This is a genomic window from Halomonas sp. G11 (assembly GCF_001663515.1).
Classification (GTDB): domain Bacteria; phylum Pseudomonadota; class Gammaproteobacteria; order Pseudomonadales; family Halomonadaceae; genus Vreelandella.
The window spans coordinates 81,501-100,974 of sequence record NZ_LYXG01000019.1 but is presented as its reverse complement, the minus strand read 5'-3'; the positions used below and the strand labels follow the sequence as shown (position 1 = coordinate 100,974).

The 19,474-nt window shown below is 58.6% G+C and carries 17 protein-coding genes; 9 read left to right on the top strand and 8 right to left on the bottom strand.

The features are described from left to right. Nucleotides 1-10: 10 nt before the first annotated feature. Both ADS46_RS10305 and ADS46_RS10300 read right to left on the bottom strand, forming a co-directional pair. Complete coding sequence (locus ADS46_RS10305; protein ID WP_420706122.1) at nt 11-1,381, bottom strand: di-heme oxidoredictase family protein; 1,371 nt, start codon at nt 1,379-1,381, stop codon at nt 11-13. 156 nt (nt 1,382-1,537) lie between these two features. Next, nucleotides 1,538-2,833: an imelysin family protein gene (locus tag ADS46_RS10300; RefSeq protein WP_199825216.1), complete on the bottom strand. Its 1,296-nt coding sequence runs from the start codon at nt 2,831-2,833 to the stop codon at nt 1,538-1,540. A gap of 195 nt (nt 2,834-3,028) precedes the next feature. Between ADS46_RS10300 and ADS46_RS10295 the strand changes: the two genes are divergently transcribed. Further along, a complete protein-coding gene (locus tag ADS46_RS10295; RefSeq protein WP_066319685.1) occupies nt 3,029-3,898 on the top strand; it encodes a LysR family transcriptional regulator ArgP in 870 nt (289 codons plus the stop codon). Between the two features lie 287 nt (nt 3,899-4,185). Continuing rightward, on the top strand, nt 4,186-5,982 hold the full coding sequence (locus ADS46_RS10290) for a sensor domain-containing diguanylate cyclase (protein WP_066319682.1): 1,797 nt from the start codon (nt 4,186-4,188) through the stop codon (nt 5,980-5,982). Nucleotides 5,983-5,986: 4 nt separating this feature from the next. Here the strand turns inward: ADS46_RS10290 and ADS46_RS10285 are convergent, their stop codons facing one another. Together ADS46_RS10285 and ADS46_RS10280 are read right to left on the bottom strand one after the other, a co-directional pair. Next, nucleotides 5,987-6,544, bottom strand: coding sequence for a cytochrome b (locus tag ADS46_RS10285; protein ID WP_066319680.1), 558 nt, complete (start codon nt 6,542-6,544; stop codon nt 5,987-5,989). A 105-nt stretch (nt 6,545-6,649) separates the two neighbouring features. Further along, a complete protein-coding gene (locus ADS46_RS10280) occupies nt 6,650-7,528 on the bottom strand; it encodes a LysR substrate-binding domain-containing protein (protein ID WP_066319679.1) in 879 nt (292 codons plus the stop codon). A 104-nt stretch (nt 7,529-7,632) separates the two neighbouring features. Between ADS46_RS10280 and ADS46_RS10275 the strand changes: the two genes are divergently transcribed. Then, complete coding sequence (locus ADS46_RS10275) at nt 7,633-8,511, top strand: DMT family transporter (RefSeq protein WP_066319677.1); 879 nt, start codon at nt 7,633-7,635, stop codon at nt 8,509-8,511. A 17-nt stretch (nt 8,512-8,528) separates the two neighbouring features. On the opposite strand, the gene ADS46_RS10270 is transcribed toward ADS46_RS10275, so the two are convergent. After that, nucleotides 8,529-9,644 (bottom strand): hypothetical protein, encoded by a 1,116-nt coding sequence (locus tag ADS46_RS10270; protein WP_066319675.1) that lies wholly within the window; start codon nt 9,642-9,644, stop codon nt 8,529-8,531. 314 nt (nt 9,645-9,958) lie between these two features. Here ADS46_RS10270 and ADS46_RS10265 point away from each other — a divergent pair, with 314 nt between their 5' ends. The 3 genes from ADS46_RS10265 (at nt 9,959) to ADS46_RS10255 (ending at nt 14,298) form a co-directional block, all read left to right on the top strand. Continuing rightward, entirely contained in the window at nt 9,959-10,345 is a 387-nt protein-coding gene (locus ADS46_RS10265) for a septal ring lytic transglycosylase RlpA family protein (RefSeq protein ID WP_066319673.1), read from the top strand. Nucleotides 10,346-10,550: 205 nt separating this feature from the next. Continuing rightward, entirely contained in the window at nt 10,551-11,552 is a 1,002-nt protein-coding gene (locus tag ADS46_RS10260) for an NADP-dependent oxidoreductase (RefSeq protein WP_066319670.1), read from the top strand. Nucleotides 11,553-11,775: 223 nt separating this feature from the next. Then, nucleotides 11,776-14,298 (top strand): glucose/quinate/shikimate family membrane-bound PQQ-dependent dehydrogenase, encoded by a 2,523-nt coding sequence (locus ADS46_RS10255; protein WP_066319669.1) that lies wholly within the window; start codon nt 11,776-11,778, stop codon nt 14,296-14,298. A gap of 76 nt (nt 14,299-14,374) precedes the next feature. On the opposite strand, the gene ADS46_RS10250 is transcribed toward ADS46_RS10255, so the two are convergent. Next, nucleotides 14,375-16,435: a TonB-dependent receptor family protein gene (locus tag ADS46_RS10250; protein ID WP_066319666.1), complete on the bottom strand. Its 2,061-nt coding sequence runs from the start codon at nt 16,433-16,435 to the stop codon at nt 14,375-14,377. Nucleotides 16,436-16,627: 192 nt separating this feature from the next. Between ADS46_RS10250 and ADS46_RS10245 the strand changes: the two genes are divergently transcribed. Then, nucleotides 16,628-16,801 (top strand): YqaE/Pmp3 family membrane protein, encoded by a 174-nt coding sequence (locus ADS46_RS10245; protein ID WP_066319665.1) that lies wholly within the window; start codon nt 16,628-16,630, stop codon nt 16,799-16,801. A gap of 56 nt (nt 16,802-16,857) precedes the next feature. Here the strand turns inward: ADS46_RS10245 and ADS46_RS10240 are convergent, their stop codons facing one another. Together ADS46_RS10240 and ADS46_RS10235 are read right to left on the bottom strand one after the other, a co-directional pair. Further along, nucleotides 16,858-17,340, bottom strand: a complete 483-nt coding sequence (locus ADS46_RS10240; RefSeq protein WP_066319663.1) for a nucleoside deaminase — start codon at nt 17,338-17,340, stop codon at nt 16,858-16,860. Between the two features lie 31 nt (nt 17,341-17,371). Then, nucleotides 17,372-18,637: a dicarboxylate/amino acid:cation symporter gene (locus ADS46_RS10235; protein WP_066319661.1), complete on the bottom strand. Its 1,266-nt coding sequence runs from the start codon at nt 18,635-18,637 to the stop codon at nt 17,372-17,374. A 118-nt stretch (nt 18,638-18,755) separates the two neighbouring features. On the opposite strand from ADS46_RS10235, the gene ADS46_RS10230 reads away from it, so the two are divergent. Both ADS46_RS10230 and ADS46_RS10225 read left to right on the top strand, forming a co-directional pair. Beyond that, on the top strand, nt 18,756-18,971 hold the full coding sequence (locus tag ADS46_RS10230; RefSeq protein ID WP_066319656.1) for a TIGR02450 family Trp-rich protein: 216 nt from the start codon (nt 18,756-18,758) through the stop codon (nt 18,969-18,971). 221 nt (nt 18,972-19,192) lie between these two features. Further along, nucleotides 19,193-19,399, top strand: coding sequence for a cold-shock protein (locus ADS46_RS10225; protein ID WP_027336479.1), 207 nt, complete (start codon nt 19,193-19,195; stop codon nt 19,397-19,399). Nucleotides 19,400-19,474: the final 75 nt, after the last annotated feature.

Sequence of the window (19,474 nt, the reverse complement as noted above, 5' to 3'; positions counted from 1 at the left end):
TCAACGCCCTTTACAGGGATTCAAGAAAACGAATGAGCTCAGCGCGCTGGTCTTCGGGCAGCTCAAGGTAGCCCTCGGTGGCCTCATCAGCTTCGCCCCCGTGCCAGAGAATCGCTTCTTCCAGGGTGCGGGCGCGGCCATCGTGAAGAAATCCCGCCCTGGGATTGACCGTTTGCGCCAGCCCGATGCCCCAAAGCGGCGGGGTGCGCCACTCGCGGCCATCGGCCTTGAACTCGCTGCGCTTGTCCGCCAGGGCATCGCCCATGTCGTGGAGCAACAGGTCGCTATAGGGCCATATTATCTGATCCGCCAGCGCCGGGCGTGGCGCGTCCGCCGCGGTGCGATGACGGGGCGTGTGGCAGCTGGCGCAGCCCAGGGCATTGAAGCGTTCGGCCCCTCGCTGAACCGCCGGGTCGTCCATGTTGCGGCGCATCGGCACCGCCAGGCTGGAAGCGTAGAAGGTCACGAAGTCGGCCACGTCGTCGCTGACTTCGGGGTTACCGCCGTTAGGGAAGTTATCGCAGCCCTGGCTTGGCATGCAGTCGGTTTGCGGTACCAGACTGGACGTCAGCCCCATATCGCCAGCAAAGGCGTGCATGCCCTGCTGTTCGATGCTGGGCTCACCGGCTTTCCAGCCGAAACGCCCCATAACGGTGCTGCCTGTACGCAGATCCCAGACCTGATTGGCGCGACCGGAAATACCGTCGCCATCGGCGTCGTCAGGGTCGGCGGCGGCCAGCAGATCGGCGTCGGGAATCGCCGCCAGCAGCCCCAGCCCAATCATCGGAGGCGCCAGCCGGGGCGAGGTCTGCAGATCCTCGGGCAGCTCGCCGTAGGCGGGCTCGGCAATCGAGTAGACCGGTTCCTGCAGGCTAACGCTGGTGCCATCGGCAAACGTCACTTCCCGAGGGCGATAGTCGATCAGCATCTTGGCCTCCGGTTCGGCACCGCTGATGGCCGCCGTTTGTAGCTGCAGGCCATAGTTGGGCACGGGGAGCGCGCCGCGCTGTTCCAGAACCTCGGGTTCTGCTTGCTGCGCAGGCAGCGAAAGGCGCAGAAACAGCGCGATAGGGTTTTCGTCGCCGGTCGGTGGATGCCCCCGACCATCTTTTATATGGCAGCCCTGGCAGCTATTGGTATTGAATAGCGGCCCCAGGCCATCACGGGCCTCGGTACTGGCGGGGGCCGCCACCCAGGGGTTGCGGAAGAAGCTATTGCCGACGCTGAAATCCAGCCGCTTGGTCATCGACATATTACCCAGCGGCAGCGAGTAGGCGTTGTGGTCGAACTGCTCTACCGACCCGTCGCCGCCGCTCATGGGCGTGGTCTGAATGGGATAATCCTGGTCAGGTGATTCGGCTGCCTGTGCGGACATGGTCATCAGCACCAGCAGAAGACCGGTTAGCGAACACCGGATTGGCGAGACACGGAATAAGCGGTACATGGGAATACCTTGAGACGGATGTCGCGTGACACGAAGCGCAAAAGCCGCACGGTGACGAAGCCACCGGCGGCTCATGGGCATCAACAGGTTGAATTAAAACTGATGGCCAGCGTCATCGGGCTGCAAGGACGTCACGCCCAGCTCACCGGCAGCCTGTTCGATGGATCCCGTTTGTGCCACTAGGGTGAGTATCGCGTCGTTGATCAATTCGCTGCCCTGCTCGTTACCAGGGGCAATCATCATATCGAAGGCCATTGGCGAGCTTTCCGCCTCAGCCGCCTGCTTGATCGCATCAAGGCGCGCCATCGTGGCGTCGAGCTGCTGACGAAGCTCATCGGCCAACTCGCTGTCTTCCTGCGCCAGCAGGTCTTCGAGGGACGGCCCCTCGACCATGCTGCCGTCAAGGCGCTGATAGGTGCCGGTGTAGATATTCTGAATACCCTGACCGTTGTAGTAGTGGGAGTTGTGGGTATTGTCGCTGAAGCAGTCGTGCTCATCTTCAAAAGAGTTGGCTTCCAGCGCCACCTTCAAGCGCTCACCCGCCAGTTCTCCCAGGGACAGCGACCCCATGCCAAACAGCATGCGCCGCAGGCCTTCCTGATCGCTCTCCGCCAGCAGTTCCTGGCGATAGTTGTCGTCGCTGTCCGGCGCCCACTGGGCCACCATCCACTCAAGATCGTCGACCAGCAGATCGGATACTGCATCCAGATAAGTACGGCGGCGATCGCAGTGACCATGGGTGCAGTCATCGCCGGTTTGATAATCGCTCACCGGGCGCTCGCCGTTGCCTGCCTCAAAGCCGTGCAGATCCTGGCCCCAAAGCAGAAACTCGATGGCGTGGTAGCCGCTGGCAACGTTGGCTTCCGAACCGCCGATTTCATTCAGGTCGGCGAGGAGTTCCGGGGTGATCTCGCTGACGTCCAGGCTCTCGCCCCCAACATTGATTTGCTCGTTGGCAATGATATTGGCGGTGGCGCCTTCGTTACCCAGTTCGTGCTGGTAGTCATCGCCTTCGACGTAATCGATCATGCCCTCATCGAGAGGCCAGGCATTCAACTGCCCTTCCCAATCGTCCACGACGGCATTGCCGAAACGAAACACTTCACTCTGCTGATAGGGAATACGCGCTTGCAGCCAGGCTTGCTTGGCGGCCTTCAGGTTTTCGGCGGTGGGGTTGGCAAGCAATTCGTCGATGCGCTCGTTCAACACCTCGGCGGCGTTGAGCGCATCGGCGTAATTGGCATGCGCCAGGTCGGCGTAGTGGGTCACCACCGCATCGGCGCTAACGGTATCGTCAGCGGCGGTGTCGGCAAAAACCGAGGCAAAAGGCATCAGCGCGCTAAGCGCAACGATGCCTGCAAGAGGGCGACGGGGCATGGTGGCGGGCATGACAGTATCCTTTTAGGTTAATATCTTACAGAAACGGCTAAAGTAAAATGCTAGGGTTGTTATTGAGCCTCAAAATGAAATGTAATCCATTGGCCCATGGGATTCAATCTTATTTGGTGCCCTATAACGCGTATTGCTGGATACAATCGCCATTGTTTGCCCTGCGTCATTGTCTGCTGCTCCGGGAACATCACTATGCTCGATTACAAACTGCTCCATGCCCTGGCAACCGTGGTGGAATGCGGCGGTTTTGAGCGCGCAGGGGACGTGCTGGGGCTATCGCAGTCGGCCGTCTCCCAACGTTTGAAAGCCCTGGAAGTGCGGTTAGGGCAGCCCGTGTTGATCCGCCACCCACACCTGGCGCCGACCCCGGCAGGCCAGCGGCTGTTAACCCATTACCAGCAGGTCCAGCTGTTAGAACGCGACCTGCGCGGTTCATTGCCCACGCTGGATGATCCCGCTCCGCGTCTGCGCATTGCGATTAACGCGGATAGCGTCGTGACCTGGTGGGCCGAGGCGATTGCCGACATCTGCCAGGCTGAGGGGCTTTTGCTGGATCTTGTTATCGAGGATCAGGACGTCGGCCTCAAACGTTTGCGCGATGGCGATGTCGCGGCCTGCCTGTGCGCCACACCGCAGCCGATTGCCGGGGCACGCAGTCTGGCGCTGGGCGAAATGCACTACCATCCGCTCGCCTCACCCGCCTATGTGGAGCGGCACTTCCCTGACGGCCCCAACGATGACGCTTTTCAACAGGCCCCGGCTATCGTCTTCGGCCCCCATGATCAGCTGCAGCACCAATTTCTCGCCCAGTGCGGCTACCATGGCCGCTTTCCCTACCATCTATGCCCTTCGTCGGAGGGGTTTATTCGCCTGGCTGCGGCTGGCATTGGCTATGGCATGATGCCCCAGCTACAAACCCATGCACTGATCGAAAGCGGCCAGCTGGTCAGCATTGCGCCAGGGCAAACACTCAGCGTTCCACTCCATTGGCACTACTGGCGACATAGCGGCAACCTGGTGCAGCGCCTCACCGACCGACTTTCGCAAGTCTCGTTGACCTAGACCATCCATTTTTCCTATGCCACCACAAAACCGTTCTACAATGGCGTTAGCCCATCCGAGTTCGGCAGTCCCACGGTGAAAGGCTGAATTATCGTTGACGCAATCCATGTCATCAAAACGACGTAACGGCCATAGTATCTTAAGCTTTCTTTGTACTTGTATTTACAGCGTTATACTGACGCCATACATAGAGGTTTGGCGATAACGAAGACAATACCCCGGCATTAGTAACAGCTTAAAGGGACATCAGCGCGGGGAGCAGAAGAACATAACCAAAGCGACCTCTTATGTATTCATGTTTTTTGCACCGCAAGGTTTGCGTGGGCTTGCTGCTGCTGATCTGGATAACCTGCTGGCAACCAGCTGTCGCCTCGCTGGTCACCTCTCCTGATCAGTCTCGCTATTCACTTACCGACCACACCCAGTTCTGGCAGAGTAATGAGTCTCTTACGCTCAACCAGCTGCTTGAACGCGACCCACCATTCACTCAGGTTCAGCACAAAAGCGACTTGAATTTTGGCTATACACCCAACGAAGTATGGTTGCGCACCCAGGTCGAAAACCCAACGGAACATTCCCAGCATTGGATCGTTGAGTTTGAATACCCCTTTCTGGATCGCGTCACGCTGCATGTAATGCGTGAGCATTATAATGAACAAAAAATAAGCGGCAGCGCCGTGCCCATAGAGCAACGAGAACTTGCCCATCGTCAGGCGGTATTTCCGTTAAATCTGGCACCGGGCGAAACGGTCACCCTATACGCCAAGGTCAATGCGGCGGGCAGCAAGATGCTGAACTATAACCTGCTCTCCGAGCAGGCGTTCTACCAGCAGAATGACCGGCATAACTTCTGGCTCGCGACCTATTTCGGCATATTGCTGGGCCTGGGTCTTTATAACCTGTTGTTATTTTTCGGTCTCAAAGAGCGCGTATTTTTATATTACTCGCTGTTTACGCTGGGCTTTACCATCGCGATTTTAACCTTCAACGGCATCGGCACCCTGATGTTCTGGAGCTTCCTGGGCGAAAACACGTCACGGTTGGTCGCAATCGGCTTCATCTTTGCCTCTACCATGGGTACGTTTTTTGCCCAAAGCTTTCTTGAAACGAAAAGATTCACGCCCCGCTGGCACCGATTGTTGAGCTATTTCCGCGTCTACTGCTTGCTCGCACTCGTGGCAACTGTGCTGTTACCTATTCAACCGGCCCTGCGCTTGATGGACGTGACCGGATTCATGGCCGCGCTGACGATCCTGATATGCGGCATCTACTGCGTCACGCAACACGTGCCCAGCGCGCGGATATTTGTCTTGGCGTGGTCATTGTTTCTGGTTGGCGCCTGCGTGTTTGCACTGCGCAATCTCGGCATTTTGCCGGCCAATTTTATTACCCTGCACGGCATTCAGATTGGCTCGGCGATGGAAATGCTCTTGTTATCGTTTGCGCTGGCGGCTCGCTTCAACAAGCTGAAGCGACAAAAAGAACGCGCTCAGAACGACATGCTGACGACGCTGAAACGCCAGGAAGCGATTCTGGAACAAAAGGTTGCCGACCGCACAAAAGCGCTCGAGCATCTCGCCACTCGCGACATGCTGACCGGGCTATTGAACCGTAAAGGCCTCACCGACTGCGCCGAAAAGGCCCTCCAGCGCAGTCAGCATATCGGGCAACCCGTGGCGCTTTTCATGCTCGACCTGGATCGTTTCAAGCCCATTAACGATCAATATGGGCATGAAGCCGGGGATTTTGTGCTGCAGCAAGTCGCCAGGCGTATCGAACACCTGGCCCGTGCGCATGACCGCTGCGCCCGTTTTGGCGGGGACGAGTTCATTCTGTTGATTGAGGGCATTGACGACGTCACCGTCCTCAACGACATCCGTCAACGCCTCAATGCCGCCATACGCAAGCCCATCAAACTCCCTTGTGGTGAGCTGGTCAGCATTGACGTCAGCATCGGCATGAGCATCAGCCAAGGTGATCACTATTGCCTGAAGAAACTTATCTACGAAGCCGATGGAAAAATGTACGACGTTAAAGCCAGCCGAGCCGACAGTGGTGCTCGCTATTATTCAGCAAAGCCGTAAGGCGTTAGTCAAACAGGCTCATCCGCGTCATCACGTTGTCGCGCTTGATGCGCCAGTGATAAAGCGCGCCCAATACATGCAGGGTTACCAGCACCACAATGGCCCAGCCGAGCCAACCATGCCAGGTAAAGAGCCGCTCGGAAAGCGCCGGACGTTCGCCAATCAGCCCTGGCAGATGCCAATGAAAGAACTCTACCGGGAAACCGCCGCTGGCCGTTGCCGCCCAGCCCAATAGCGGCATCACGACCAAGGCCGCATAGAGCAAATGATGCACGCTGGTGCTGACGATGCGCTCGAAGGCGTTCAAGGGCGGGTCGTGGTCGGGTACCACGAACGCGATCCGGGTGATGATACGCAGGGTCATCAGCAGCAGTATGGTCACGCCCAGCGTTTTATGACTGGTGTAAAGCAGGTTGGTAACCCCCGTACCGACCAGCTCTACCGTCCGTTCAAAACCCAGAAAACCCAGCGTCAAACCGCTCGCCAGCGAGAGTAGCGCTGCCCCCGCGACCAGCCAGTGGAGTACCCGGTGCGGGTAAATATAGTGGTCTAACTCGTGCATGCTGTACTCCTTACAACCGCCCAGAATTCGCTTAGTTGCGCTTAGTTTAGCGAGTTCTGGGCAACTTCGCTGATAAAGCCGACTTGTCACCGTCAACGCTTGCCGTCAGGGCGCCCAGCCATCAACCGGCGCGGCCAATTGCTCCCGAATCAGTTCGCCCAGCCGACGTGCGGGTTCCGAGGGGCGATGCGGTGCGCGATGGAGGGCCAGTTCAATCATCGGCAGCGACGGCATGCCACTGGCCTCGTCGAGTGGCCTTAACAGCGGCGTCAGCATGCTCCGCGTCACCACCACTACCGCCAACCCGGCCGTCACGATAGGCGCCAGCCCTGCCATGGATTGACTGGTATAGGCGACGCGCCAGTCACGTCCGGAGTTTTTCAGCGCCTGTTCGGCTATCTCACGAAACACATCCGCACCGGGGGAATACAGTGCCAGTGGCAGCGGGTCGGTTAACGATGGCTGCTGGTTAACGCCTACCGCCCATATCAAAGGCTCGCGCCGAATGATCTCGCCGCCTGGCGAATTACGCTGCCGGGTCACCAGCGCCAGATCCAGCTCGGCACGTTTTACGCGTTCCACCAGGTCGCCACTGGTACCGCACCTGACCTGAAGCCCCACGCCCGGGTATAGCTGGTGAAAGTAGGCAAACACGGAAGGCAATAATGAGGCGTAGTCTTCCGGGATGCCCAGGGTCAGCTCCCCGCCCACCTGGCGCGCCTGCATGTCGCTCCAGGCTTCGTCATTGAGGATCAACAAGCGGCGGGCATGATTAAGCAACCGTTCTCCATCCGGGGTAAAGCGGAGTTTGCGCCCTTCACGCTCGTGAAGGGTCAGCGCCAGCTGGGTTTCCAGACGCTGAAGCTGCATGCTGACGGTCGACTGGGTATAGGCCAAGCGTTTTGCAGCCGCCGTCACGCTGCCGGTGTCGGCGATTGCCACTAGCGTGCGGAGTAACGTCAGATCCAGCGTCGGCGCCCTCATACATCATATTCCTTGATAAAAATGATCAAAAAAGATCGATATTGTGATGTGTTGCCGATGAGTATGCTGTGCAGGTCATTTCAAGGCAAGTCAGGAGACCGCTCATGCATCCCGTCAATCCACTCGTTGTGTTTCCACGTAGCTACAGTGTTGGCGCGGCGCTGGTGGCCGTGATGCTCTGGAGTGCCGCCCCCCTTCTGGCCGATTATGCCCGCGCCACGCCGCCGCTTCAGCTCACGGCCTTGACGCTGCTGGCGGGCGCATTGGCAACGCTTCCGCTGAGTCGACGGGTTAACGTTGCCAGCTGTGGCCACACCTGGCAGCTAAGCATTTGGCTGGGTATTCCGCTGCTGATCATTGGTGCCGTCAGCACGTATTTTATCGGCATGCGGCTGGCCCCCGCGGCTGAAGCGGCATTGATCACCTATACCTGGCCGGTGCTGTTCGTGCTGCTCAGCCAGTGGAGCCGGTTGGGTCGTTTGCGGATGGGCGGATTGGTCGGTGCACTGATTGCCTTTTCCGGTGCGGCCCTGCTGCTGATCCCGCAGACGTCTGGGGGTGGGGGCGACACTGCGCTAACCGGTTATGCGCTGGCGCTTTTAGCCGCCTGCTGCTGGGCACTTTATTCCTGGCTTAGCCAAGTAGCACCGGTACCGCTAACGCCGTTGCTGCCGCGTTTACTGCTGATTGCCTGTGCAATAGCCGCGGCCGCGAGTGCGCTACTCGAAGGAGAGGTTGCATTACCCAGCAGTGAAGCGGTATTGACCGGCATGGCGCTGGGCCTTGGCCCTTACGGCATCGCCATGGTGGCCTGGGATAAAGCGCTGCGCTGGGGGCATACCAGCCTGGTGGGCAGCCTCGCCTATGGTGTTCCCATTCTGGCAGCGCTGCTGTTGGTATTGGCCGGCATGAGCACGCTGGACTGGCGCCTGCCGGTGGCTGGCGCCCTGGTGGTCGTGGGCTGTCTGAAAGCTGGTCGTTGATGCAAGGCACATCCCGCTTACAGCTGAGGCTCTCCCTCGCTTGGCTCAACGCGAGTACTAAGCTCAAATAGACCGCTGGCGGTATGACTGTAGCCCCGGGCGGTGACCGTGTAGGTACCGGGTAGCAGCTGTTCGGTGATTCGCGAGTCCGTGCCACCTGCGCCGTCATCATCGCTTAACGCAACGCCGTTGCCCTCAAGCTCAAGATACGTATCGAAATCGCTGGAACGCATGTCGAGCGTGACGCTGGATGTCTCGTCTAGGGTGAGTTCATAGGTCAACGACTCACCGCTGTACCAGCCATTGAGCGACTCGCCCGGGGTCAACTCACCCGCATTACGCAGTTGAGTATCGCTGGGCAACTCACGGGGCGTCAGCGCCAGGGTAAAGACACCTTCGCCGTCGCCGTAGGCCGAACGTGCTGTCACTTGGTATTCGCCGGGCGCCAGAAAATCGGCGATACGCGCATTCAGATTACCCGCGCTGTCGTCATCCTCGCGGTAGTAGCCATTGGGTCCTTCCAGCACCAGGTAGGCGTCGAATTCATCGGAACGCATGTCAATGTCGTACATGCCCGCCTCTTCAATCGTGAACGTATAGTCACGCTCATCGCTCTGAAGCCAGCTATCCAGCGGCGTATCCAACGCCAGGGTGTCCGTATCGCTGAGCTCAAGGCGACGGCTTTCAAGGGTGAAAGGGCCGTAGCTTTGGGCGTCTGCACCACTGACCACCAGCATGTAGTCGCCGCTTTGCTCGATGCGCTGGCGCAATACCTCGGCGCTACCCAGCAGTTGAAGCTGGTCATCATAGAGCGCCACCACGCCTTGGAGAGCTCCCGCAAGCGATACCTCTACCAAATCGTCTTCATCCAGCGCGATGACATAGCGCTCGAAACGGCTGCCATCATTGCCGTTGAGCGCACTTTCAGAGGTCACCTCCCCTCTCAAGCGCTCCCCCAAGGTAACGCGCTCAAGACCTGCCAAACGGCTCGACTCAGCAGTGTCCTGGTCGGTTTGAGAATCGGGTGTTAGCTCAGACGGTATATTGAGCGTAATGGCCTGTGCCGCCAAAAAGCCGATAACACCGCCGCCAACGGCGACAAGCAGATAACCAAGCGGAGAAGATTTAGCCATGAGCAATCCTTGATCTTGTGGCAGATAGATATCGTCGGGTTCAAACCGGCATTATAAGCGCATAATCGCCGCCATTGGGTTGGCAGTCTCATCCGGTTTCGCTTTTTTACAGCCTCGGTGTTAACAACGGCCCGGGATAAGCCGCTGAATTAAAAGGCGCCAGATATTATACACAAGAGAGGCCAACATGAGGCCAATGGCGCCGATCGTCTAAAAGCTTGCCCAGAATAAGGTCCAGCGTTACTATCCAATAGCCAGATTGGCACCTCATCGATGAATGCGAAACCCGCGACACGACACACTGAGGTACTCCTATGGGAGCTATCAAACACACGTTATTGAGTTTTTGCTTTGCCATAGCCGTATTCACCACGGCAGTGAATAGCGCTCTGGCACACGGGACACCAGCCGATACACAGCGCGGCGTTGCATCCTTCTACAGCGACCGCTTTCAAGGCGCAACCACCGCCAGTGGTGACGCCTTTGATCAAAAGGCGCTGACCGCCGCGCACCCAAGCCTTCCCTTTGGAAGCAAGGTGCTGGTAAAACGCCCGGATACCGGACAAGAAGTCGAGGTCCTGATCAATGACCGCGGCCCTTATGTGCAAGGGCGTATCATTGATCTGTCCAAAAGCGCAGCGCGTGAGTTGGGCATGCTGAAGCGCGGCGTCGCACCGGTCATGGTGACGCTGCTGAACTAGCGACACCCTACCACGATCTACTGCATTCGCATCAACGGGCGCTCAAGCGCCCGTTGTTTTTTTGTGCGTCCTTTGCCAGGATTCGCGACGAAACTATCAAGCACGCTAACGGTCTTTAAACAACACGGAACGTTATTCAAAACACCGTTTCAAGAGCACTGCTTTGAAGAACACCGCTTTAAAGAACATCGTCGCTGGAGGCACCATGCAGTCTCGCTTTTTTACGCTAAGCCGTTATCCGGAAGGTCGCCCCGAACGCGAACTCTTTCAACTGGAAACCCAAACGCTCCCGGAGCTCGCCCCCGGCGAAGTCCGCATCCGCAACCATTGGCTTTCGGTAGATCCTTACATGCGCGGCCGAATGACCGGCCTGTACACTTACGTGCCGCCGTTTGAGCTGGGCAAGCCCATGGAAGGCGGTGCCGTTGGCGAAGTCATTGCATCGCGTGACGAGCGCCTGAAAGAAGGCGATCTGGTCGGCCATATGGGCGGCTGGCGCGATATTGCACAGATTTCCTCCGAGAGTGTTCAAGTGCTGCCGGACTTTGGCGTGGACGAACAGGCCTACCTGGGCGTGTTGGGAATGCCGGGCATGACCGCCTGGACAGGGCTTAACCGGATAGCCAACTGTCAGCCTGGCGATAACGTTCTGGTCAGTGCCGCCAGCGGTGCCGTCGGCTCACTGGCGGTGCAATTGGCGAAAGCAAAAGGCTGCCACGTGGTGGGCATCGCGGGCGCGGCCAACAAGCTCGCCTGGCTGGAATCGCTGCATATCGAACCCGTGAGCTACCGTGACCGGAGCGCCGAAGAGCTTGGCAATGCCATCCAGCTGGCCAGCCCCAAAGGCATTGACGTGGTGTTTGAAAACGTCGGTGGCACCTGCCTGGAAGCGGCGCTAAGCCAGTTGAACGAGGGCGCACGGATTGCGGTCTGCGGCATGATTGACAGCTACAACGCCAGAACACCGATACCCGGCCCCAGCAACCTGGCCCAGCTTGTGGTGCGCAAAGCGAGAATGCAGGGCTTCATCGTGACGGATCATTGGCAACATTACCCGGACTTCCTCAAGGAAGTCGCCCCCCAGGTCGTCGCCGGCAAACTCGACTACAAAGAAACCGTCAAAGAAGGGCTGGAAAACACCCCCGATGCGTTTCTGGCGCTGTTCGATGGCGACAATACCGGCAAGATGCTGGTCAAGTTGAATTGATGCTGCATTGAACGTCACTCCCTCTTGTGTATTTAAGCCGCGCCTGGCCTACCAGCGCGGCTTTTTCTTTTCCCTTGTGACTAATGCTGTTGAGAAATACACGAATTCTCTAGACCATTGGTGTATTGACTCTTAAAATAATTAGCGCGCTAAGATTCAGCCGCTTAAAAATTAATGTCGGGGTTCGCACGGCGATCCAGGATTCACGAAAAGGGGAACCTTCATGGAAGACCGCAAGCGGGCAAAATGGCCCGCTATCTTACTTGGCCTACTGCTCATCATCGCGGGCCTCGCCCTGGCGATTGGCGGCGGCAAGCTGCTTAGCCTGGGGGGCAGTGCGTATTACCTGATAGCGGGTATTGCCATTATCACCAGCGGCGTATTGCTGGCCCTGCGCAAGGGAGCCGCCTTGTGGCTCTACGCGCTGGTTTTATTCGCCACCCTGGGATGGGCGCTGTGGGAAGTCGGCCTGGACTGGTGGCAGCTTGTCCCCCGGGTGGCCATTCCCTGTTTGATCGGCATTGTGCTGCTCCTGCCTTGGTGGCGAAAACCCCTCAATTCCCGCGGCGGTAGCGTGGTGCTTGGCCTGGCCGTCATCGCCTCGATTGGCGTCGCCCTGGCCAGTCAGCTTGACGACCCGGACACCGTTGAAGGCACCCTCGATACCCAGCGCAGCGACCATCAGGAGACCGTCAACCCGGCTCAGGTGGCCGGTGACGACTGGCCCGCCTATGGCGGCACCAACGCGGGCACGCACTACTCCAGCCTTGATCAGATCACGCCGGACAACATCGGCGAACTGGAAGAAGTCTGGCGCATTCAGACCGGCGACGAGGCAGGCCCTAACGCGCCGCCGGAAATCACCAACCAGAACACACCGCTCAAGGTGAACGATAGCCTTTACATCTGCACCTCGCACAGCCGTGCGATGTCGCTGGACCCGGAAACCGGCGAGACCAACTGGTCCTTCGACCCGGAGATCAGCACCATGGGCGCGGATGATTTCTCCGGCTGGGCGCATATGACCTGCCGCGGCCTCGCCTATTACGATGCCGGTAGCTATGCCGATAGCAACAACACCCGCGAGACTGGCGCCAACAAGACGGATGGCACCCGCCAGACGGCTGAACTGTTCGATCGCGATGCCTTTGATATTGACCTGGCGTTTCTACTCTTCATGAACCCAGGCAGCGACGCCGGGGATGGCGTCGCGCCCCGTATGCCAAGTGCCGCTGACGTGATGTGCCCGCGCAGGCTCTACCTGCCTACCGCCGATGCGCGCCTGATTGCGCTAAATGCGGATACCGGCGAGCGCTGCGCAGCCTTTGGCAATGACGGTGACGTCGACCTGACGCGCAATATCGGCGACTTTGACCCCGGCGGCTACTATTCTACTTCGCCCCCCACGGTAACCGAGAACCTGATTATCCTCGGCGGCCACGTCACCGATAACAGCTCCACCGATGAACCCTCCGGCGTGATCCGCGCCTTTGACGTGCACACCGGTGAGCTGGTCTGGAACTGGGACAGCGGCAACCCCCACCACACCGAGCCGCTGGACGCCGGTGAAACCTACACCCGCAACTCGCCCAATGTCTGGGCACCGATCAGCGTCGATGAAGACCTGGGCATGGTCTATCTGCCCATGGGCAATGCCACACCCGACCAGTACGGCGCCAACCGAAGCGCCAACGACGAGACCTACAGCGCCGGGCTGGTAGCCCTCGACCTTAAGTCGGGTCAGGTCGAGTGGGTCTACCAGTTTGTCCACCACGATCTCTGGGATATGGACACCCCCGCCCAGCCGGTGCTGATTGACCTCGCCACCGAGAACGGCACCCAGCCAGCGGTCGTTCAGCCGACCAAGCAGGGCAGCCTTTACGTGTTGAACCGCGAAACCGGCGAGCCGATCGTGCCCATCGAGGAAGTCCCGGCCCCACTGGGCGCCGTTGAAGGCGACTGGACCGCCGAGACGCAGCCGCGCTCCGAACTTAACCTGCTGCCGGAGCCGCTCACCGAAAGCGACATGTGGGGCGCCACACCGTTTGACCAGATGATGTGTCGCATTCAGTTCAATTCACTACGCTACGATGGCCAGTACACACCGCCCTCGCTTGAGGGCAGCATTGTCTACCCGGGCAATGTCGGCGTGATGAACTGGGGCGGTGTCGCGGTTGACCCCGAACGCCAGGCGCTGTTCACCGGCGCCAAGTACCTGGCCTTTGTCTCGACGCTGGTTCCCCGTGAAGAGGTCGAAGAGGGCCAGGGCTCGGCCAGCGAACAGGGGCTGCAGGTCAATGCCGGTGCGCCCTACGCCGTCAAACTGGGGCCGCTACTGTCGGTGCTCGGCCTGCCCTGCCAAGCGCCCTCCTGGGGTGATGTGGCAGGTATCGACCTGCAGGAAGCCGAAATAGCCTGGAAGCATCGTAATGGCACCACCCGGGACAGCATGCCCTTCGACTTGCCGATTGGCTTTGAAGTAGGCGTGCCAGCCCTTGGCGGCCCGCTGACGACCGGTGGCGGGGTGTCGTTCCTGAGCGGTACGCTGGATCAGTACCTGCGCGGTTACGATATCACCACCGGTGAAGAGCTGTTCAAGGCTCGCCTGCCCGCAGGTGGCCAGGCGACACCCATGACCTACACCGGGGAAGACGGCCGCCAGTACGTGGTGGTAACGGCCGGTGGCCACGGCACATTCGGTACCCAAATGGGTGACTACGTGATTGGCTACGCGCTACCGGAGTAATTTCGGGTATCCCTGACGAACACGGGCGGCCTCGATGACCGAGGACCGCCCGTTTTTTGCCTCAATGCTTGGCCCTTTAAAAACTGACTTCTACCCCACCATAAACACTGCGCCCCGGCGCGGGCTCGTAGTAGCGGCCGAAACCTGCATTTAAACGCACGTTGGCGTAGTGCTCTTCGTCAAGCAGGTTGCGTACCCCGACATAAGCGTTGAGTCGGGTATCCTCCCCCAGGTGCCAGCCATTGCCCGCGCGCAGGTTCAACAGCCAGTAGTCATCAACCTCTGTCTCGTTGGCATTATCGGCCACCATGTCGCCTGTATACTGGGTTTCCAGCGTGGCAAAGCGATCATCGCGCCCTTCCCAGGTCAATTGGTTGACCCAGGTCTGCTCCGGCAAACCGGGGATACGATTGCCCCCAAAGCGCTCTGTGGGGGTAGAGAAGCGATCAAACTCGTAGCGCGCCAGCGTCAAGGCGCTATCCAGTCGCCATTGGTCGGCAAACTGCCAGCCCAGCGCCAGTTCGATACCATCGCGGTCGGTATCACCGGCGTTTTGGTAGAAAGTGCGATCCCCCTCGTCATACGGCACCAGCTCATCGCGCACGCGCACCGAAAACAGCGTCAGGTCGTAATCCAACGCCAGCGGCGCCAGATAGCCGCGGGCACCCACTTCACGGTTCCAGGCTTTTTGCGGCTCAATCGCCGCATTGAAGCCGCCGCCTTGGGGGTTGGCAAACTCCGAAAACGTCGGTGTTTCAAAGGCGGTGCCGGTATTCACGTAGACCTGATGTTGGGGACGGTAGCGATAACTCAGCCCCGCCGAGCCGCTCCACTCATTAAAGCGGCGGTCGCCGCTCTGGTCGCCGTCGTCCTTATAACGGTCATCCACCTCTAATTCCACCTGATCAAAGCGTGCGCCCAAGGAAAGGGTCAACTTCTCGGTCATGGCCAGGTCGCCCTGGACGAAGGCGCCGGTCGAGGTGGCCGTTTGGGTTTCTTCAGCCAACTGCTCACCGACGACGCCCTGGGGGTTCACATCCTTGCGGAAGCGCTCGTCATCCTGCCGGGCTACCTCGACGCCTGCGATATAACTCAGCGGCAGATCCCCCAAGGTCACCTCATGGTGGTACTCGGCGCTCGCCCCCAGGTAATCCCGCTGGTAGCCGATGCGGCTGTCACCGACGTACGGCAACTGCTGCTCAAAATCCCGCTGGGAGATAAACCCCTTGAGGTATAACTCGCCGGGGCCGGCGGCCAGGTCTTCGTACTGTAACCCCAGCAGTTGCTGGTCCACGTTTTGTCCTGCATCCAGCGCCAGCGAATTCGGCGCGGCCTGATCACGGCCTTCCGCTACTTCATCCGCGTTCAAGGCACCGGGATCCTCCGAGCGCGGGTTGTCCAACAGGTTGACGATGGCGGTCAACGCCCGCTCGCTGCCCAGCTCCCGTCGAAGCTTGGCATTCAACAGGTACTTTTCCGTCGAGCTTTGCTCGCGATAACCATCGACATTGAGTGCCGAGAGGCTAACGTGGTGCGACCAGTCGCCTTGGCTTCCCCCGGTTTGCAGGGACGTTTTACGGTAGCCATCACTGCCTGCCTCGGCGCGCAGGCTCGAGCCGGGGTTATCGCGGCCATCGGCGGTGGTCACATCGATCACCCCACCTGCCGCGTTGCCATAGAGCACCGACGACGGGCCGCGAATCACTTCGATGCGCTCGGCGCTGTCCAGGTCAATCGCATCGAGCTGGGCCTGGCCGTCCGGCAGCGTATAAGGGATACCATCGACCATGACCGTGATGCCGCGCACGCCAAACGGCGCGCGGGCGCCAAAGCCACGAATCGAGATGCGCTGGCCCTGGGCGAAATTATCGCGGTTTTGCAAGAACACGCCGGGCACCCCTACCAGCGATTCATCCAGCCGAACGCGCTGCTGCCCCTGGGCAATGGCATCCGATTCAAGCGTTGAGACGGCCGCGGGGGTTGCATAAAGCTCGCGGGCCAACCGGGGCGCAGTGACCTCAATCGTTGCCATTTCTGTGTCATTGGGCTGTGCCCAGACTGAAGGGGTTAGCAAGCAGCTGGCCAAGCAAACCGAGGTGGTGGTGAGTCTTTTCACAGGGGGTCCCTCCCGGGGCATCAAAAGAGTGTGTACAACAATGCTGCATGACTGGATGGAACGATTTCTTATGGCACACGTCATAACCGACCGTTGGCCTCGCTAGAAGTGCTGGTGATGTCTACAGTTGAAAAAGCTCTCGTTACATTTCCGTAACCGCACTTGCGTGAAAGTGCTTGATAGAGCTATTACCCAGAAAGCAAAGGAGGCTTCATGGCGTTTACTGCGACTGACCCGATCAAGATGATATTTGCGGTCATTTTACCGCCCCTCGGCGTATTTTTTGAGGTGGGTTTTAAAGGACATTTCTGGCTTAACATCCTCTTGACGCTGTTTGGTTTCGTGCCCGGCATCATCCATGCGTTTTATGTGATACTGAAGCACTAGCTTTTCCCAGGTAACTCAAAACCGCCTGAGCATGCGCTCAGGCGGTTTTTTTATGCCTAGCGAACAGTGTCATGTCGCCGCAGATGCAAGGCGTGTACTTTTTCATCCCACCCATCGACCGGCCCTTCCACTGGAAGGCCTGGCACCACCTGTTGAATAGGCAGGGTTGCCACCGGCGGCGGTGCCACGCCCAGCTCGGCCAACCAAGCACCCAACTGCGCCGAGGAACTGGCGTAGACGATACGCCCCAGCCCCACCCAGCCATGCGCCGCTGCGCACATCGGGCAATGCTCGCCGGAGGTAAACACCGTGGCCTCCGCTCGCGCCTCTGGCGTCATATGCTGGGCCGCCCATCGTGCCAGGGCGAATTCGGGATGCTGGGTAGAGTCGCCGCCAGCAATCCGGTTGCGATCTTCAGCCAGCACCTCACCATCGCCACTGACAAGCACACTGCCAAAGGGCTCATCGCCAGCCTTCAGGGCTTCTTCGGCAAGCGCCACGGCGCGTGCCAGGTAGCGCTGCTCTCGCTCATCCAACATGGGCTCTCCTCAACTTGCGTGGTTTTCCAAGCTACCCCTTTGCCGCCGCTGCTGTCGTTTCGTCAGCGGGTTCTTCACTTAACGACTCGCCTTCGCTACGCGCAATAACAGAGGTGCCCACCAGGTCGCCCGTGACGTTGAGCGCCGTACACCCCATGCCGACCAGGGCATCGATAGCGGTCAAAAGCGCAACGGTTTCAATCGGCAGCCCCACCTGGGCAAATACAGTGGCAATCATGATGATGCCTGCACCCGGTACCCCGGCCGTGCCAATCGACACCAGGGTACCGATCAGCACAATCTGCACCATGCTGATAAAGTCCAGCGGCGCGCCGATCACATTGGCGGCAAAGACCGCCGAAATGGCGATACGAATTGCCGCGCCATCCATGTTCAAGGTAGCCCCCAACGGCAGGCTGAAACCATAAATACTTTTGGAAATTCCCAAGCGACGGGCGGCATTGACCGTAATGGGCAAGGTGCCGGAACTACTCTGGGTGGCAAACGCCGTGAGCATCGGCGTGCGCGCTTCGCGGAAGAAAGCGCGCAGTTTTACCCCGAACAGGCTCATGATGCCGCAGTAGATCAACAGATGCGCCGCCAGCGCGATGTAGAGCACAACGACCATATCGCCCAATGACAGCAGCGTTTCCAGGCCCTGGCGGCTCACCGTTTCGGCAACAATCGCAAAGACGCCGATGGGAACGTAATGCAAGACCCCCGACATGACTTTCAAGGTGACCTCGTTCAGCGACTCGATCACCTCATACAGCCGCTCGCCCATGGCATGCTGGCGCGCTGACTGGCGCATTTTCAGCAGCGCGATGCCGAATACCAGCGCCGTAAAGATGATCCCCAGCATATTGAGCTCGGAAAAGGCGCCGATAATATTGTTCGGCACGATATTGAGCAGCGTATCGACAACGCCCGGATTGTCCGGCACCGAGAAACTGGCATCGTCGTCCAGCGTCATGCCGCTGCCTGGGCTGAACAGCGTCGCAACGCTCAAACCCACCATAATCGCCAGTGCCGACGACGCCAGGTAATAGCCGAGCACCTTGCCACCGATGCGGCCCGCACTGCCCTCCCGGGACTGGTTCACGCCCACCATCAGGGTAAACAGCACAATGGGCACAATCAGGAACGTCAACAGCCGCAGGAGCAGATCGCCCAGTGGCGCCAGCCAGGCAGCCACTGTTTCTCCACCCACAAGCCCGACCACGACACCCAGCACCAGCGCGATGGTGACGCGTAAAATCAACGACGCCTGAGAATAGGCTTTCCATATGCGATTCATTGGATGTCCTTTACAGGATTGAATATGTTCGCAATGCTAACATTATAAGCACGCTCATTATTATATCAGTGTGGCATAGCGATATTTGCCCTGAATACGTCGGTAACCTGGAGCACGAATGAACACGATCAATCCGAGCAAGCTGCACCATAGCAAATGGACGGCGGTTCAGCCGCGTAACAAAGAAAAGCACTTCATGGTTACCCAACTGATCCGGGATGAGGATGAGAACGTCGTGGACGTTGTCGTGGAAGCGATCTATTCCCACCGGGAAACGGTCATGCCGTGGCAGCACTTGAGAGATGACAGCGTGTGGAAAATGGGCTGGCAATAACCAATAAGCGCCATGGGGTTTAGAAAAATAAAACCTGAAAGGTTTTGACACCCAAAACGATCCATGGCAATGTGTCGTCAGTGGTTAGCAAGCAGCATGGTTTCAGAAGTGTACGATCTATTTCGGCAGCCTGACATTGTATTCCTTGTTTCACCCGCTACTTAAATCTGGGTAATACCAGGAACTTAATTAAGGCGCTTTTGCGCGAAAGGATCTACATCATGGCAACTGGCACAGTTAAATGGTTTAACGACACTAAAGGCTTCGGTTTCATCGCTCCTTCTGACGGCGGCGACGACCTTTTTGCCCACTTCTCCGAGATTCAAGCCGACGGCTTCAAATCTCTGCAAGAAGGCGCTAGCGTCTCTTTTGACGTTACCCAAGGCAAGAAAGGCCTACAAGCTTCAAACATCAAGCAAACTTCCTAACATCCGTTAGCAGTTTGCCCGAACCTTCCGAGGTTTGGACTACAAGGCCCGCTTAGGCGGGTCTTGTTGCGTTTG